Origin of the sequence: Streptomyces sp. NBC_00102, from assembly GCF_026343115.1 — a bacterium.
GTDB lineage: Bacteria > Actinomycetota > Actinomycetes > Streptomycetales > Streptomycetaceae > Streptomyces.
In genome coordinates, this window is the sequence record NZ_JAPEMC010000004.1 from 90,657 (window position 1) to 106,349 (window position 15,693).

Below are 15,693 nucleotides of genomic sequence, written 5' to 3' on the forward strand. Positions count from 1 at the left end.
CCGCCGGGTGCGGGGACGGGCCCGGCAGGCGGGGGACGGGGGACCGGCTTCGGGCCGGTGCCGGGCACCGGTCGCCGTGTCCGAGCGTCACGGCGCTCGGACCGGCGGTCCGGTCGTCCTGCGGACCGGTGGTCCGCCGACTCGTCGCCGGCCTGATGTCGATTTGAACGCTCGTGACACTCACGTAAATTGATGATCAGTCTGTTGCCTTGCGGTCAAGGTCAGTTGAGGATCATGGGGACAAATCCGAAAGCGCTTGCCACCGCGGTGGCCGGATAGCGGAGACTCGGTTTCGGTCTGATTAAGCAGCAGTTCAACGGGCCGGAGACGCTCTGGTGGGTGAGCTCGCCGTCCGTATAGGTTCCCGCTCGGCCGTACATCCTTACGAGTCGAGGAAACGCTTTGACCATCAAACCCACCGGCAGATATGTCCTGCCGGTCATCGGAGCTGTCCTGCTGGCCGCCGTGGCGATCCCATCGGCGACCGGCACCGCATCCGCCGTTTCCAGCACCGTCCCGGGCAGTGCGCCGAGCGCTCCTGCCGCCGGTCCCGGAAAGTCCTCCACCGTCACCCTGGTGACGGGCGACAAGGTCACCGTCACCACCAAGGGGAATCTCCCCGCCGCGATATCGGTGGTCGGACCGGACGGCGCGGAAGCCGCGGCGAGCATCACCACCGTCGGTGACGACACCTTCGTCTACCCGGCAGCCGCCCGCCCCTACCTGGCCTCCGGGCAGATCGACCAACGTCTCTTCAACGTCACCCAGTTGATCGCGGACGGCTACGACGACGCGCACATGGACCACGTGCCGCTCATCGTCACGTACGACTCCGCCGCCGCGTCCCGCAGCGCTGCCGGCAACGGCGGCAACGGTCTGCTCAGGTCCGCTGCCGAACCCGCCGACGCGCATCTGCTCACCAGTGTCGACGGGGTCGCGCTGGCCGAGGATCACGACGACGTCGCCGACTTCTGGAAGTCGCTCACCGCCGCCCCCGCCGCCTCGTTCGCCCGGGATGCCGGTAAGCCGGCCGCGGACGGCTTCTCGGGCGGTGTCGCCAAGGTGTGGCTGGACGGCAAGGCCGAGGCACTGATGGCCGACTCCACCGAGCAGATCGGCGCCCCCGAGGTCTGGCAGGGCGGCAACACCGGTGAAGGAGTGGACGTCGCCGTTCTGGACAGCGGATACGACGTCGAGCACCCCGACCTCCAGAACATCGCCTCCTCGGAAAGCTTCGTCCCGGACGAGGACATCGACGACTTCCACGGGCACGGCACGCACGTCGCCTCCACCATCGCCGGCAGCGGTGCCGCCTCCGGGGGCAAGGAGAGGGGCGTCGCTCCCGGCGCGAGGCTGCACGTCGGCAAGGTGCTCGACATGACCGGAAGCGGCCAGGACTCCTGGATCCTCGCGGGCATGGAATGGGCCGCGCGGGACGCCAAGGCCAAGATCATTTCCATGAGCCTCGGAAGCGACGCCCCGAGCGACGGCACCGACCTGCTCAGCCTGGCGGTCGACGAACTCAGCGCCGAGACCGGTGCCCTGTTCACCATCGCCGCCGGGAACGCCGGTCCCGGAGCCCACACCATCGGCTCCCCGGGCACCGCGGATGCGGCCCTCACGGTCGGCGCGGTCGACTCGGCGGACGCCCTCGCGGACTTCTCCAGCCGCGGCCCGCGCTTCGCCGACGACGGCATCAAGCCCGAGATCACGGCACCCGGTGTCGACATCCTCGCCGCCCGCTCCCGGAACAGCTGGGACGGCGAGGGGTACTACACGACGAAGAGCGGCACCTCGATGGCCACCCCGCACGTCGCGGGCGTCGCCGCCCTGCTGGCGGCCGAGCACCCCGACTGGACGGGCGCGCAGCTCAAGGACGCACTGGTCAGCACCTCCAAGGCGCTGCCCGCGATCGGCGTCGACGACGGCGGCAACGGCCGGGTGGACGCGGTGGCCGCCACGAGGGCCACCCTCTTCGCCACCGCGGCGGTGGACGCCGGAATCCACTCCCTGGGCGGTGCGCCCGGTGAGACGGTGGACAAGACCGTCGAGTGGACCAACACCGCCGACTCCGCGGTGGTCGTCGACCTCTCGACGGAGGCGTCCGGCGCTCCCGAGGGGCTCTTCACGCTCTCGGCCGACCGGCTCACCGTACCCGCCCACGGAAGCGCCTCGGCGACCCTGACGACGCACCTGGACGAGGCACCCGCCGCGCACCGCTTCACCAGCCGGGTCATCGGCACCCTGAACGGCACCGTGGCGACCCGCACCCTCGTCGGCGTCAGCACCCAGGAGAAGCCCTACCACCTCAAGATGAAGCTCCTCGACCAGCAGGGCAACCCGGTCGTGGGGAACACCCTGGTCGAGCTGCTCCGTCAGGGCGGCGGCGACTACGCGTACAGCTATGCCGGGACGGACAACGGTGTCATCGACACGGTCGTCGCTCCCGGTACGTACGCGGTCTGGTCGCTGGCGACCGTCAAGGGAACCCACGGCGCCTCGTCCGAGGGCCTCGGCCTGCTCGACGCCCCGTCCGTCGAGGTCCACCAGGACACCGAACTCGTCCTGGGCGGAGCCGCCCTCCACGAGGCCCGAGCCGTCACCCCCCGGCCCGCGACCCCGGACAACCAGGGGCGCGTCGACTACATCCGCGTGTTCGACAGCGGAGAGGGTGCGATGTCCAACCTGACCGTCGGCACCCGCTACGACAGCGTCTGGCTCCAGCAGGCGCCGAAGGTCACAGACGGAAACACCCTGGTCACCCTCCGCTGGCGCAAGAAACAGCCCGTCCTGAGCGTGACTTCGGGCAGCCAGAACCTGGACGACCTCTGGGTGGCGCCCGGTTCGGGCAGTCTGCCCCCGGGCGACAGCACCGTCGACGCGGTGTTCGCCGTTGACGGGCTCGCCGACGACTACGCCGCCCTCGGCGCCGGAAAGGCGCAGAACAAGGCCGTGGTCGTCCGGCAGAGCGACGACGAGGACGACGCGGACGAGCAGATCACCGAGGCCGAGAACGCCGGAGTGAAGCTTCTCCTCATCGTCAAGAACGGCAACGGCCGGCTGTACGACGCGGTCAAGCGCACCAAGGTGGCCGTCGCCGGGATCACCGCGAGCAGCGGCAACGCACTCGTCGCCCGCATCGGCGCGAGCACCACCGGGACCGCGCGCCTGCGTATCGCCTCCCACCCCGACACGGACTACCTCTACGACCTCGTGAAGTCCTGGAAGGACCGGATTCCGGCCGACGTCACCTACGCCCCGAAGGAGCGGGAACTCGCCAAGGTCGAGGTCGACTTCCGCAACGACCCCACGCACAGCGTCGACGAGTACCGCTTCGACATCCAGCCCTACGCCACCATGCGCAGCGGGGTGACCGCGCTGTCCACCGCGGGGGCGCACCGCACCGACTACGTCACCACCGACAGCTCGTTCCGCTGGTACGAGGAGACGTACGAGTACGCTCCCAAGCTCGGCCCGCAGTCCCTGCAGGGATCGGAGCTGATCGAGTACCCGGCCGGACGGACCACCGAGGTCACCTGGTTCGGCCCGTTCCAGCGGCCCCGGGTCAACACCAGCATCGACCTGCCCACCCGCACCGGCTCCGAGATCGCCGCCTACGTGCCCGGCTGGGGCGACTCCGGTGAGAACCACGCGGGAACCGCCGGCTACGGACCCAACACGCAGACCACGGAGCTCTATCGCAACGGAAAGCTCGACGCCACCACGGACGGCGGCTACCTCTACGCCGACGTGCCCGACGCCAAGGCGTCGTACCGCCTGGTGACCACCACCGCCCGCACCGGCGACTACCCCCTCTCGACCAGCACCAGGACGGAGTGGACCTTCGAATCCAAGGCGGCGATGGACCCGGAGGAGGTGGGCCAGCTCCCGCTGATCCAGCTCGACTACGACCTCGACACCGCCGCCGACGGATCGGCGAAGAGGAACGCCCCCCTCCTCGTCACCCCGTCCCACCTGCCCGGCGGGCCGAAGGCGTCGCTTCGCACCACCGCCGTCGAGCTCTCCTACGACGACGGCGCGCACTGGCACAAGACGTCCGTCCGGTCCACCTCGAAGGGTGCCTCGGTCCGGCTGGACGCCCCCCGCGGCACGGACTACGTCACGGTGCGGGTGCACGCCACCGACAGCCGGGGCAACACCGTCACCCAGACCATCGTCCGGGCGGCGGGCATCGCCTGACAGCGACCTCGCCCGATCATGAACCGCCCGGCGGGGCGGTGGTCCTGACCGACAGGAGCCGGTGACACCCGGCCGAGGCCGGGCCGGAGCGATCCGGCCCGGCCCGTGCGCTGTCCGGCGAGGAACCCCGGGACACCGGACCGGCAGCCGCCCTCACCCTGGCAGGCAACCCCGGTGCGGGCGGCTACGGGCAGTCCTGCCTCCGCCGGTGGAGAGCCTGAAGGCTCCCCCCGTAGGCGCGCGGCCCGACGCGGACGGGAACGAGGTACTCGGCTTTGAACTGCTCCCGGGCACACTCCCCGAACTGTTCGCCGAGGCATGGCCACTGGCCGGCGGCGGAGCGGGGCCCTCGGCCCGACCGGCCCCGTCCGACCGCCCGTGACCGGGGTCGGTGGCGCGCGTACCGAAGCGCTCCGAACTTCCGTGCCGGGTTGAGTACGGCGACTCAGGCCGCGCGGGGCCGGCTGCCGGACGATGGAAGCCGCCACGCCGACCGACCGCAGGAGAACCCGTGCTCAGCCGCATCGCCGCCGCCGTCGTACCCTCCCTCGGACACCTGACGACCACGTCCGACGAGGAGGCGGCCCCCGCCCCCGGATCGATCGTCGTCGCCAACCACACCTCGCTCGTCGACCCCGGGATCGTGCTGGCCGCACTGCTCCGCCACGGGGTCGAGCCGGTCGTCCTCGCCACCGCCGGCCTCTGGCGCATCCCGGTGCTCGGCCCACTGCTGGTCAGGGGCGGGCACGTGCCGGTCCACCGGGGGAGCGTCCGGGCGGCCGAGTCCCTGAACGAAGCGGCCACGGCCCTGAGGTCCGGCCGGATCGTCCTCATCTACGCGGAGGGACGGCTGCCCCTGCGGAAGGACCCGGCCGAGGCGGCGCCCGAGCGGTTCCGCAGCGGACTCGCCCGCCTGGCGCTGGCCGCCGGTGCGCCGGTCGTACCGATCGGCCAGGCGGGCGCGCGCCGCGTGGTCTCCGGCGGGGCCGTGAAGCAGATCGCCGGGCTCCTGACCGCACCGGCCCGCAGACCGCGCCTGCACGTCCACTTCGGCAGCCCCGTCCGTCTGCCCGAGGACATTCCGGCCGCGACCGCCACGGCGCACCGGGCCGTCACGGCCGCCTGGCGCACGGCAGCCGCTCACCTGGGGGAGACGGCCGCCTCGCCCACCGCGTGACGGGCGGAGGAGACGTCGCAATCCACACCGAACCCGGAAGCCTCACTCGCTCAAGATCACTCCACCGTGAAACCTGTCACCAACCTCCGTGGACAGAACACCTGGCCAGGTCCCGTCGGGACCGACCACCGGAACTTGGCGTGACACGCGTGATCCTCCTGAGTCCCATGAACCTTCCCGCCGCACGACCGGGATACGTCGGTTCGACCGGCCGTCGCCCGCCGCGTGACAGAGGATTTTCGAATCCGCGGACCCGGGCGGCGGAGACGGACCGAAACCGCGGTCGGGCTCCACGGGTTCACGACGTCCGGTGCCGGTGTCGCTCCCCGGGGTGTGAAATTTCGCCCCTGCCGCTCACCCGCGGGGAGAGCGGCAGGGGCGTTCCCGCGTCCGGCCGACCAGGCCCCTGCCGGGTCGGCCGGACGGAACGAACACCACGGGACGTTTCCCGTGCTCGTGGTGGTCGGACGGGGCGGTGGTCAGCGCTCCATCATGCGCATCTGGGCGTCGTTGTGGGTGTCTCCGGCTGCCGGGGGAAGGCTCGTGAGCCGGGCGAGCTGCTCGGCGGTCAGCGTCAGGGCATCGGCCGCGGTGTTCTCCTCGACCCTGGCCACCCGGCGGGTGCCGGGGATGGGCGCGATGTCGTCCCCCTGGGCCAGCAGCCACGCGAGAGCGACCTGGGCCGGAGTCGCCCCGGTCCCGGCGGCGACGGCGGCGACCTCGTCGGCCAGACGCAGGTTGTGCTGGAAGTTCTCCTCGGCGAACCGCGGGTTGTCGGCGCGGAAGTCGTCCGGTGCGAACTGGGCGGCGGAGCGGATCGCGCCGGTCAGGAAGCCGCGCCCCAGGGGGGAGAAGGGGACGAAGCCGATGTTCAGCTCCCGCAGCACCGGCAGCACGTGAGCCTCGGGGTCCCGGGTGAACAGTGAGTACTCGGACTGCAGGGCGGTGACGGGGTGGACGGCGTGGGCGCGACGGATGGTGTCCGGGCCGGCCTCGGAGAGGCCGATGTGGCGGATCTTGCCCTCGGCGACCAGGTCCGCCAGCGCCCCGACGGTCTCCTCGATCGGAGTGCCGGGGTCGACGCGGTGCTGGTAGTACAGGTCGATGTGGTCGGTGCCGAGGCGCTTGAGGGAACCCTCGACCGCGGTGCGGACGTTGGCCGGGCTGCTGTCGGGACCGCCCTCGCGGCCGGTGTGGGAGATCAGACCGAACTTCGTCGCGAGCACGACCTGGTCGCGGCGTCCCTTCAGAGCGCGGCCGATGAGCTCCTCGTTGATGTACGGGCCGTAGACCTCGGCGGTGTCGATGAAGGTGACGCCCAGCTCCAGGGCGCGGTGCACGGTGCGTACGGACTCCGCGTCGTCGGTGCCCGCGCCCGTGTAGCCGTGCGACATGCCCATCGCGCCCAGGCCGATGCGGGAGACCTCAAGGTCGCCGAGCTTGATGTGCTTCATGGTTCCTCGCTCTTTCTTTCCGATGTGTTCCGGTGTTCCGGTGTTCCGGTGTTCCGGTGTTCCGGTGTTCCGGTGTTCGAGATTCGGGAGATCAGGGGTGATGATCGGATTCACCTGATCACGCTCTTTCTCCCCCGGCAATGGCCCCCCGCGAGCCCGCTGGTCATCCCTCCAGACGGCGCTTGCTGAGCCAGGTGACCATCTCGGGGTCGTGGTGGTCGAAGAAGAGGGACTCGCCGGTGTCCAGGGCGGCGATGGCGGCCATCTGCCCTTCGGTCAGCTCGAAGTCGAAGACGTCGAAGTTCTGTGCCATCCGGCCGGGGTCGACGGACTTCGGGATGGTGACGACACCGCGCTGGATCAGCCAGCGCAGCGCGACCTGTGCCACGGACTTGCCGTGTGCTTCGCCGATGGCGCTGAGGGCGGGGTTGGTGAACAGGCCGTTCCTCCCCTCGGCGAAGCCGCCCCACGACTGGTGCTGGACGCCGTGCTCGCGCATGAGGTCCTGGTCGGCGGTGCGCTGGAAGAAGACGTGCGTCTCGATCTGGTTGACGGCGGGCGTGATCTCGTTGTTGAAGGTGAGGTCGAGCAGCCGGTCGGGGTAGAAGTTGGCGACGCCGATCGCCCTGGCCAGTCCCTCGCGGTTCAGTTCTTCCATGGCCCGCCACTGGCCGTACACGTCACCGAAGGGCTGGTGCATCAGGTACAGGTCGAGGTGGTCGAGGCCGAGCTTGCGCAGCGAGGTCTCGAAGGCGCGCCGGGCGTTCGCCTCGGCGGGTGCGTCCTGGACCCACAGTTTGGTGGTGACGAAGAGCTCCTCGCGCGGGATGCCGCTCGACCCGATGGCACGGCCGACCGCCTCCTCGTTGCCGTACGCGGCGGCCGTGTCGAGCAGCCGGTACCCGGCCGCGAGCGCTTCGGAGACGGCCCGCTCGGTCTGCTCCGCCGGGATCTGGTAGACGCCGAAGCCGAGGACCGGCATCCGGACGCCGTTGTTGAGGGTGACGTGCTGCATGAGGTCTTCCTTCTCGTGAGGATGGGGCGAACTCGTGAGGGTGGGGCGAAGAAAAGGCATCCGTCGTCCGGCTTCGGCGAAGCTCCAGCCCGCGGCGGCGGCCCGAGAGACACCGTCGAGGTGTTCGGGGGCGGTTCCGGTTCAGTCTGTGTCGCCGGTACCGGTCTCCCCCGCAGGCGCGACGCCGAGCCGGGCGGTGAGGGGGCGAACGTCGTCCACCTTGGTGGCCCGCACGCCGGACAGGCAGACCGGGTTCTGCCGGGGGGTGGCCAGAGGGGGTGTGCCAGGGCCCCTCTCGCTCACCGCTCACCTGGCAGGAGGAGCCGTCTCAGCCGAGGTCGTCCGGTGTCAGGTCTGGGCGCAGCCGGTGCCAGGAGGGCTGGCGCAGCAGCCCGGCACGGGTCCGGGTGGCGTAGGCCACCTCGCCGACCAGGCGGGGCAGTACCCATCGTGCGCCCGGGACCGCCGGGGGAGGGGTGAAGGGACAGTCGGCACTCGCAGCCGCGTGCAGGAGCCCGGCGAGCGCATGCCGTTCCCTGTCGCTCCATCCGGTGCCGACGTTCCCGATGTGGCGCAGTTCGCCGTCCTGCCGCTCGCCCAGCAGCAGGGCGCCCGGCAGATCGCTCAGCCGGCCGTGGCCGGGCAGCCAGCCGCCGACGACGACATCGGCGGTCCGGACGTGACGGATCTTGATCCAGGCACGTGAGCGGACCCCCGGTTCGTAACCCGAATCCAGCCTCTTGGCGATCAGCCCCTCGAGACCGGCGGCCCGGGTCGCCTCCAGGGCACGCTCACCGTGGCCCGCGATGAAGGCGGGGGTCGACCAGTGCGTTCCGGTCAGACCGAGCGATTCGAGGGCGGCGCGGCGCTCGGTGTACGGGAGTGGCATCAGCGGGTCGGCGCCGAGGAAAAGGACGTCGAAGAGGACCAGGTGCGCGGGGACGGTACGGGCCATCCTGGCCGCCTTCGCCGGGGTGCCCGCCAGGCCCATGCGGGACTGCAGACGTTCGAAGTCGCTGCGCCCCGAGTCGTCGAACGCGACGATCTCGCCGTCCAGGACCGCGGCCGTGTTCCCCAGGGCCGCACCCAGCGGGGCGAGGTCCGGGTAGGCGGCGCTGATGTCCGCACCCGAACGCGAACGCAAGCGCACCGTACCGTCACCGGGCAGACAGACCACCGCGCGCTGCCCGTCGTACTTGACCTCGTAGGCCCACCGCTCGTCCACCGGGGCGGGCGGCAGCCTGCCGGGGGTGGCGAGCATCGGGGCGATCCGGGGGAGGTCCATGGGCCCGGCGCCTCAGGACGCGCTGCGCTTCCTGGCCGGCGCCTTGCGTGCGGGGGCTTTCTTCGCGGTCTTCTCCGCAGCGGAGGACTTCCCGGCCGTGCTCTTCTTCGCCGTGCCCTTGCGCGCGGGAGCCGCCTTCTTGCGCGTGTCCCGGCCGCCGACGGGCATCTCGTGGACGGTGGCGTCGCCGCCGTGCTCGCCCCGCCCCTCCTGCGCTGCCTTGACCGAGGCGTTGAGGGCGGCCATCAGGTCCACCACCTTGCCGGGTTCCCCCTCGCCCTCCGCGGCGGGCGAGGCAGGCTCCCGGCCCTCCGCCTTCGCCGCGATCAGCTCCTCCAGTGCGGTCCGGTACTCGTCCCGGAACCCGTCGATACCTTCGAGGGCCATGGTCTCGGTGAGCTCCACGGCCCGGTCGATCTCACCCTCGTCCAGCTCGACGGCCTCGGGCGCGAGTTCCCGGGGACTGCGGATCTCGTCGGGCCACCGCATCGAATGCAGCACGATCGCCCCTTCCCGCACCCGCAGCAGCCCCAGCCGTTCGCGGTTGTGCCAGGCGAACTTGGCGACGGCTGCCTTGTCGGAGCGTTCCAGGGCTTTCCGCAGCAGGGTGTACGGCTTGTTCGCCACCTCGCCGTCGGCCGCCAGGAAGTACGAATCGCCGATCCGTACCGGGTCGATGGTGCCGGCCTCGACGAACGCGACGATCTCGATCGCCTTGGCGGTCGGCAGCGGCATCCTGCCCAGTTCCTCGTCGGTCACCGGAACGGTCTGGTCCTTGGCTACCTCGTACCCCTTGGCGATCTCGTCCTGGGGCACCTCCTCGCCGTCCACCTCGCACACTTTGCGGGTGCGGACACGGCCCATGTCCTCCAGGTGTACCTGCCGGAAGTGGATGCCGTGGTCCTCGGTGGCGGACACCACTCTGATCGGGATGGTCACCAGCCCGAAGCTGATGGCACCGGTCCACAGGGGTCGCGGCATCGACTGCCTCCAGGGGCCCCGCCACCCCGGTCGGGGGCGGACGGGACAGGTATCGGTCGGCGGAGGGACGGGCAGCTGCCCGCACCCCTCCGGGCCCGTCCGGCGGAGCTCCGCACGGACGCGCCCTCCGGTCCGATCCTCGCGCGCGGGATGCTCCCGCGCATCCGGGGGAGCGCGGTGTGTCAGCTCCGGCCGAAGCAGCCGCGCAGCTCGGCCAGGTCGTAGAAGTGGCTGCCCCGGGCGATCGGCTCGCAGGACGCCTTGAAGGCGGTCTCCTTCTCGTTGTAGAGCATCCGCACCAGGTAGCGCGTCCCGCCCGACGCGTTCTTCCCGTCTTTGCCGCTCTTCACGGCGTGCCGCGGCCCGGCGAACAGGTCCCACTGCACGTTCGCGGCCATCGGTGCGACCTGCGCACCCCGCCACTCGTTGTTCTTGTACGTGTACGGCTCGTCGAGGTCCGCGGGCTCCGTGCTGCCCGGCAGCCCCAGCAGCACCGCGAGCGGCATGATCTCCTCCGCGTGCGTGAAGCGGAGGACCGCCCCCTTCGCGCTGGTGCCGGCGGCCTTCGCCTCGACCTGGTCGAACAGATCGTCGAGCAGCACGTTCGCCATGTCGTACGTGATGGTGCGCCCGCTGATCGACGGGCCCTTCTCGTAGAACTCCTCGGCGTCGTCGAGGTACGAGAACCACCGCGCGTCGCGGGCGGGCACGAAGGCGTCGAGGTCGACGCCCGGAGCCTCCACCCCCAGGTCGGGCGCGGCGGCGTACAGCTCGTACAGCGAGCGCGCGAAGGCGACCCGGTCCTCGGCGGTCATGGCGGCGACGTACCGGGACGTGAACAGGCGCGACACCACGTCCTTCGCGTTGCGCGCGGTGTCCGGAGCGCCGTCGATCCGCGCGAGCACCGCCGCCAGCTCGGGATCGTTCTCCACGTACTCCTGGTAGGCGGCGTTCTGCGGCTGCTTGTGGAAGTACAGCAGGTCCTTGTCGGTGACGGGGGCCTGGACGAGGTTCGTCAGCTTCGGGTCCGCGGCGACGAGGCCGCCGGTGAAGGCGTTGGCGCTGGCCGTGGCACGGGTCACCCCGGAGGTCTTGACCTCGACGGGCTCCTGTCCGGCGACGATCGCGCGGAAGAGGGAGGGCAGCCGCTTCTCCATGCGCCGCGCGGTCTGCCGCTGCTCCTGGACACCTCGGCCGGACAGCTCCCCGTAACCCACGGAGGAGGCGGCCGCGAGGAGCGATTCGACCTGCGGGCCGAGCCGGGCGCCGAGACGGGTCAGCGCGCCTTCGCTCTCCGCGTCCCGCAGCACGGCGAGCACCGCGTCGCCGTCCTCGCTGTCGGACATGGCACGGGACCCGTGGCGGGAGACGCTCTCCGTGAAGACCGGGGTGAACGACGCGGGGACGGCCTCGTAGTCACGCGGGTCCTGCTGCGGGGCGTACGTCGTCTTCGTCGTCGCGAAGCTCTCACCGGAGCCCGGGGCCCGGCCCGGGGCGTGCGCGGAGGCTGAACCGCCGGCGGCGGTGACCGCGGCGGCGGCCAGGACCAGGGCGGCCATGGAGGAGATCGTGCGCTTCACAGGGGTTCCTCGGGTGCTTCGGGACTGCCGACCGGGCGGGTGCGACGCGACGCAGGTTCACAGCGCGAGCCGAACGGCCGCCCACCGCCGCCCGTGCCCGAGGTGATGTACGGGTGAACACACGGGTGGACGCGCGCGGATCCCGCCCGGTCCATGAGGACCTGACGGGATCCGGAGTGGTGTCCGCCGTACGCGGCAGGCGCCTGCCGCACGCGCGCGAAGGCATGGTCCGGTGCTGGTCAGCCGACGGACAGCACGGCCTTCTCGATGAGGTCGGCGACGTCTCCGGGGTGGGAGAGCATCACCAGGTGCGAGGAGTCGACCTCCACGGTCGTCATGCCCGCGCGCCGGTAACCGTAACGCTCCACCTCAGGGTTGATGGTGTGGTCGGAAGAGGCCACCAGACCCCAGGACGGCTTCGTCTTCCACGCGGCGGCGGGAGCCTGCTCGGCGAACGCCCGCGCTGCCAGGGGTCGCTGGGAGACCGCGAGGATCTTCGCGAGACCGGGCTCGACGTCGTGCGCGAAGACGGCCGGGAAGCTCTCCGGCAGCACCGAGACGTCGGTCCCCGGCTCGTCCGAACCTTCGACCGGGAACGGGGTGTACACCAGCGCGGAGGCGAGGTCGGAATCGGGGAAGCGGCCCTGCAGCTCACCCAGGCTCTCGCCCTCCTCCAGCGCGTACCCGGCCAGATAGACCAGGCCCTTCACGTTCTCCTCCTCGCCCGCGACGGTGATGACCGCGCCGCCGTACGAGTGGCCGACCAGGACCACCGGACCGGCGATCCCCCGCACCACGGAGGCGATGTACGCGGAATCGCCGATCAGGCTCCGGTTGGGCACCGCGGGGGCGACCACGTCGAGGCCGCGCTCCGTCAGTTCGGGTATGAGCCGGGCGAAACTGGAGGCATCGGCGAACGCGCCGTGCACCAGAACGACGGTCGGGCTGTCGGACGTCGGCATGTGTCAGGACTCCTTGGGTCTTCGTGGTTCGTCGGTGCGGGGATCAGGCGGTGTGCAGGGCGGTGCGCAGGGTGTCGACGGCCTGGCGGATGGCGGCCTCGGCGGCGTGGGTTCCGCGCAGGGCGTCGAGCATCACGAAGTCGTGGATGATGCCCTGGTAGCGGGCGGCGGTGACGGCGACGCCGGCCTCGCGGAGCTTGTTGGCGTAGGCCTCGCCCTCGTCGCGCAGGACGTCGGCCTCACCGGTGATGACCAGGGCCGGGGGCAGGCCGGTGAGCTGTTCGGTGGTGGCCCGCAGCGGTGAGGCGGTGATCTCGGCGCGCTGGGCCTCGTCGGTCGTGTACTGGTCCCAGAACCACTGCATGCCGTCGCGGCGCAGGAAGTAGCCCTCGGCGAACTGGTGGTACGAGGGGGTGTCGAAGGCGGCGTCGGTGACCGGGTAGAAGAGGACCTGCTGGACCAGCGGGACGTCGCCGCGCTCCTTGGCCATGAGGGTGAGGGCGGCGGTCATGTTGCCGCCGACCGAGTCGCCGGCCACCGCGATGCGGGTGGCGTCCAGGCCCTTGGCGGCGCCCTCGGCGACGATCCAGCGGGCGACCGCGTAGTTCTGCTCGATGGCGACGGGGTAGCGGGCCTCCGGGGAGAGGTCGTACTCGGGGAAGACGACCGCCGCGCCGGCGCCGACGGCGAGTTCGCGGACCAGGCGGTCGTGGGTGTGGGCGTTGCCGAAGACCCAGCCGGCACCGTGGATGTAGAGGATCACCGGCAGGTCGCCCTCGGCGCCGGCGGGCTTGACGACGCGTGCCCTGACCGAACCGGTGGGACCGCCCTGGACCGTGACCCACTCCTCGTCGACGTCGAGCTTCGCGGTCTCGCCGGACTGGACCTCGTCCACCGCCTTGCGGCCCTCGGCCGGCTCCAGGTCGAAGAGGTACGGCGGGTTCGCGGTCGCCTCGGCGAAGGCGGCGGCAGCGGGCTCCAGCACGGGGGCGGACGGCGCGGCGGGGAACTCGGACATGGTTCGTCTCCTGTCGTCCGGGCCCCGGCCGGGGCCGGTCGGCCCACGGGCGGGGGCCCGGTGTGGAAAAAGGGTGATGAGCAGGACACTAAGGCGCCGGAGCGAGGGGGACTTGCCCAGGAACGCCCGGACTCTGTCCTCTCCGTGCCGTGGACCGGTGGCTCCGTGCGCGGACCGGCGGAACTCACGGCCCCCCGGCCCGTCCGGTCGTTCCGGCTCATTCCGCGATCTCCACCGTCGAGGTGATCCGGACGACCGAGGGACCGCGCGGCGCCGAGCCGAACCCGAAGGTCACCGGCGGTTCGACCGGCGCGAGCCCGCCCAGACCCGCTCCCGCGAGGGAGGCGCTCGCCGCCGTGACACGGTGCTGGTCCCGCGCCCCGTACCACTCGCGCCGGCCCGGACCCGCGCTGCCGAGCGTACGGACGCCGGGCAGCAGGCGGGCCGGTACGTCGCACACGGCGGCCCAGACGCGGCTGCGGGCGAGCGGCGCGGGTGCCGCGCACAGCAGCCATCCCAGTGCCGTCCGGGGGCCGGTGACGAGGTCCAGGGCGAGCGGCCCGGCCCGTACGTACCACCGGGCCCCGTCGCGGCGGACGTCCACCGGCACCACCTCGACGCCGTCGAAGGTGTAGGTGGCCGCGACGAAGCCGGCGATCTCACGGGTGGGAGCGAGCAGCAGGCGCTCACCGCCGGCGTGCTCGATCATGACGTCGCTGAACGCCCCGAACGGCGAGCGCGGCCAGTGCCCCAGCACCAGCCGCGTCCCCGAGGCCGTACCCACGGCCCCGATCCATCCGTCGAAGTACAAGCGGCGTCGAGTCATACCCGCCAGTCTGTCCCCGGCGTCCGGGACTCGCCCGTAGCGCCGCCTACCAGGTCACCCCGAGCCGCAACGGACCGCGCGAGGTGGAACCCAGACGCCACTGGACGGACGAGGCCGGCTCCGTCAGCCGCAGCCCGGGGAAGCGGGCCGCCAGATGGTGCAGGGCCAGCTGGAGCTCCGTCCGGGCCAGCCAGGCGCCCAGGCAGTAGTGCGGACCCGCCCCGAACGACAGGGTGGGCGTCTCCAACGGTGCGAACAGGTCCTCGGACCAGTGCGCCGAGTAGACCGCCGGGTCCCGGTTGGCCATGCCGCAGTCCGCCACCACCACCGCGCCGGCCGGGATGAACACGCCCCCGACCTCGACATCCTCGTGGGCACGGCGGGTGGTGCCGCGGTCGTCGCCCAAGGGGATGCCGTGCAGCAGCCGGTCCGCGACCCGCCCCGCCTCCTCCACGCCCGCGCCGAGCCGCGGCCAGCTCTCCGGGCGCTCGCCGAGCAGGTAGAGCAGTGAGTTGCTCAGCATGGTCATGGTGCTGTCGTGGCCGCCGACCACCAGCCCGCACACCAGACTCACCAACTGCGTCTCGGGGATGCCGCCCTCCTCGTCGGCGGCGCGCACCAGACCGCTCACCAGGTCGTCCCCGGGACCGCGGCGCCGCAGGTCCAGCAGTTCGGCACCGAACGCGGAGAACTCGGCCATGGCCGCGCCGACTTCCTCCGCGGGCCAGGAGCCGTCCGAAAGGGCGTACTCGCTCCAGTGGCGCATCCGCTCCCGTGCCGAGGCGTCGAGCCCCATCAGCCGGCTGATCACGGCCACCGGCAGGGGCAGCGCGAACTCGGCGACGATGTCCACGGGGGCTTCCCGCCGGGCCAGTTCGTCCAGGAGCTGCCCCACGATCGTCGCGATCCACGGCTGCCAGCGGGCCACCGCCCTCGGGGTGAAGGCGCGGTGCATGGTGCGGCGCAGCCGCAGGTGCTCGGGTCCGTCCTGGTTGAACAGCAGGTCCGGGTCGTTCACGAGGACGGGCACGTCCGGCAGGGACGGCCCGTCCGGCGTGTAGAGACCGGCGCGTCCGAACCGGCTGTCGCCCAGCACCTGCCGGACGTCCGCGTACCGGCTCACCAGCCAGGCGGGCGAACCGTCGGAGAGCTCGACGCGCTCGGGCGGGCCCGGCACCCCGAACTCCATGCGGTG

The 15,693-nt window shown here is 71.7% G+C and carries 11 protein-coding genes; 2 read left to right on the plus strand and 9 right to left on the minus strand.

From position 1 onward, the window contains the following. Nucleotides 1–402: 402 nt before the first annotated feature. Together OHA55_RS33590 and OHA55_RS33595 are read left to right on the plus strand one after the other, a co-directional pair. Nucleotides 403–4,200 (plus strand): S8 family serine peptidase, encoded by a 3,798-nt coding sequence (locus tag OHA55_RS33590; RefSeq protein WP_266713759.1) that lies wholly within the window; start codon nucleotides 403–405, stop codon nucleotides 4,198–4,200. Between the two features lie 511 nt (nucleotides 4,201–4,711). Further along, the gene (locus OHA55_RS33595) at nucleotides 4,712–5,377 is read left to right on the plus strand and encodes a lysophospholipid acyltransferase family protein (protein ID WP_266713761.1); all 666 of its coding nucleotides are present in this window, start codon (nucleotides 4,712–4,714) and stop codon (nucleotides 5,375–5,377) included. 479 nt (nucleotides 5,378–5,856) lie between these two features. Here OHA55_RS33595 and OHA55_RS33600 read toward each other — a convergent pair whose 3' ends face one another. From OHA55_RS33600 to OHA55_RS33640, 9 genes are all read right to left on the minus strand, one after another. Beyond that, nucleotides 5,857–6,831, minus strand: a complete 975-nt coding sequence (locus OHA55_RS33600) for an aldo/keto reductase (protein WP_266713763.1) — start codon at nucleotides 6,829–6,831, stop codon at nucleotides 5,857–5,859. Nucleotides 6,832–6,994: 163 nt separating this feature from the next. Then, on the minus strand, nucleotides 6,995–7,846 hold the full coding sequence (locus OHA55_RS33605; protein ID WP_266713765.1) for an aldo/keto reductase: 852 nt from the start codon (nucleotides 7,844–7,846) through the stop codon (nucleotides 6,995–6,997). Nucleotides 7,847–8,174: 328 nt separating this feature from the next. Further along, nucleotides 8,175–9,131: a non-homologous end-joining DNA ligase gene (gene ligD / locus OHA55_RS33610; RefSeq protein WP_266713767.1), complete on the minus strand. Its 957-nt coding sequence runs from the start codon at nucleotides 9,129–9,131 to the stop codon at nucleotides 8,175–8,177. A gap of 12 nt (nucleotides 9,132–9,143) precedes the next feature. Continuing rightward, nucleotides 9,144–10,112 carry a Ku protein gene (locus OHA55_RS33615; RefSeq protein ID WP_266713769.1) on the minus strand — a complete coding sequence of 323 codons (969 nt, stop codon included), beginning with the start codon at nucleotides 10,110–10,112 and terminating at the stop codon, nucleotides 9,144–9,146. 182 nt (nucleotides 10,113–10,294) lie between these two features. Further along, nucleotides 10,295–11,692: a histidine-type phosphatase gene (locus OHA55_RS33620; RefSeq protein WP_266713771.1), complete on the minus strand. Its 1,398-nt coding sequence runs from the start codon at nucleotides 11,690–11,692 to the stop codon at nucleotides 10,295–10,297. Nucleotides 11,693–11,931: 239 nt separating this feature from the next. Further along, nucleotides 11,932–12,654: an alpha/beta fold hydrolase gene (locus tag OHA55_RS33625; RefSeq protein ID WP_266713773.1), complete on the minus strand. Its 723-nt coding sequence runs from the start codon at nucleotides 12,652–12,654 to the stop codon at nucleotides 11,932–11,934. Between the two features lie 43 nt (nucleotides 12,655–12,697). Further along, the gene (locus OHA55_RS33630; protein ID WP_266713775.1) at nucleotides 12,698–13,672 is read right to left on the minus strand and encodes an alpha/beta hydrolase; all 975 of its coding nucleotides are present in this window, start codon (nucleotides 13,670–13,672) and stop codon (nucleotides 12,698–12,700) included. Nucleotides 13,673–13,889: 217 nt separating this feature from the next. Next, a complete protein-coding gene (locus tag OHA55_RS33635) occupies nucleotides 13,890–14,498 on the minus strand; it encodes a hypothetical protein (protein WP_266713777.1) in 609 nt (202 codons plus the stop codon). Between the two features lie 46 nt (nucleotides 14,499–14,544). Further along, nucleotides 14,545–15,687: a cytochrome P450 gene (locus OHA55_RS33640; RefSeq protein WP_266714005.1), complete on the minus strand. Its 1,143-nt coding sequence runs from the start codon at nucleotides 15,685–15,687 to the stop codon at nucleotides 14,545–14,547. Between the last annotated feature and the right edge of the window lie 6 nt (nucleotides 15,688–15,693).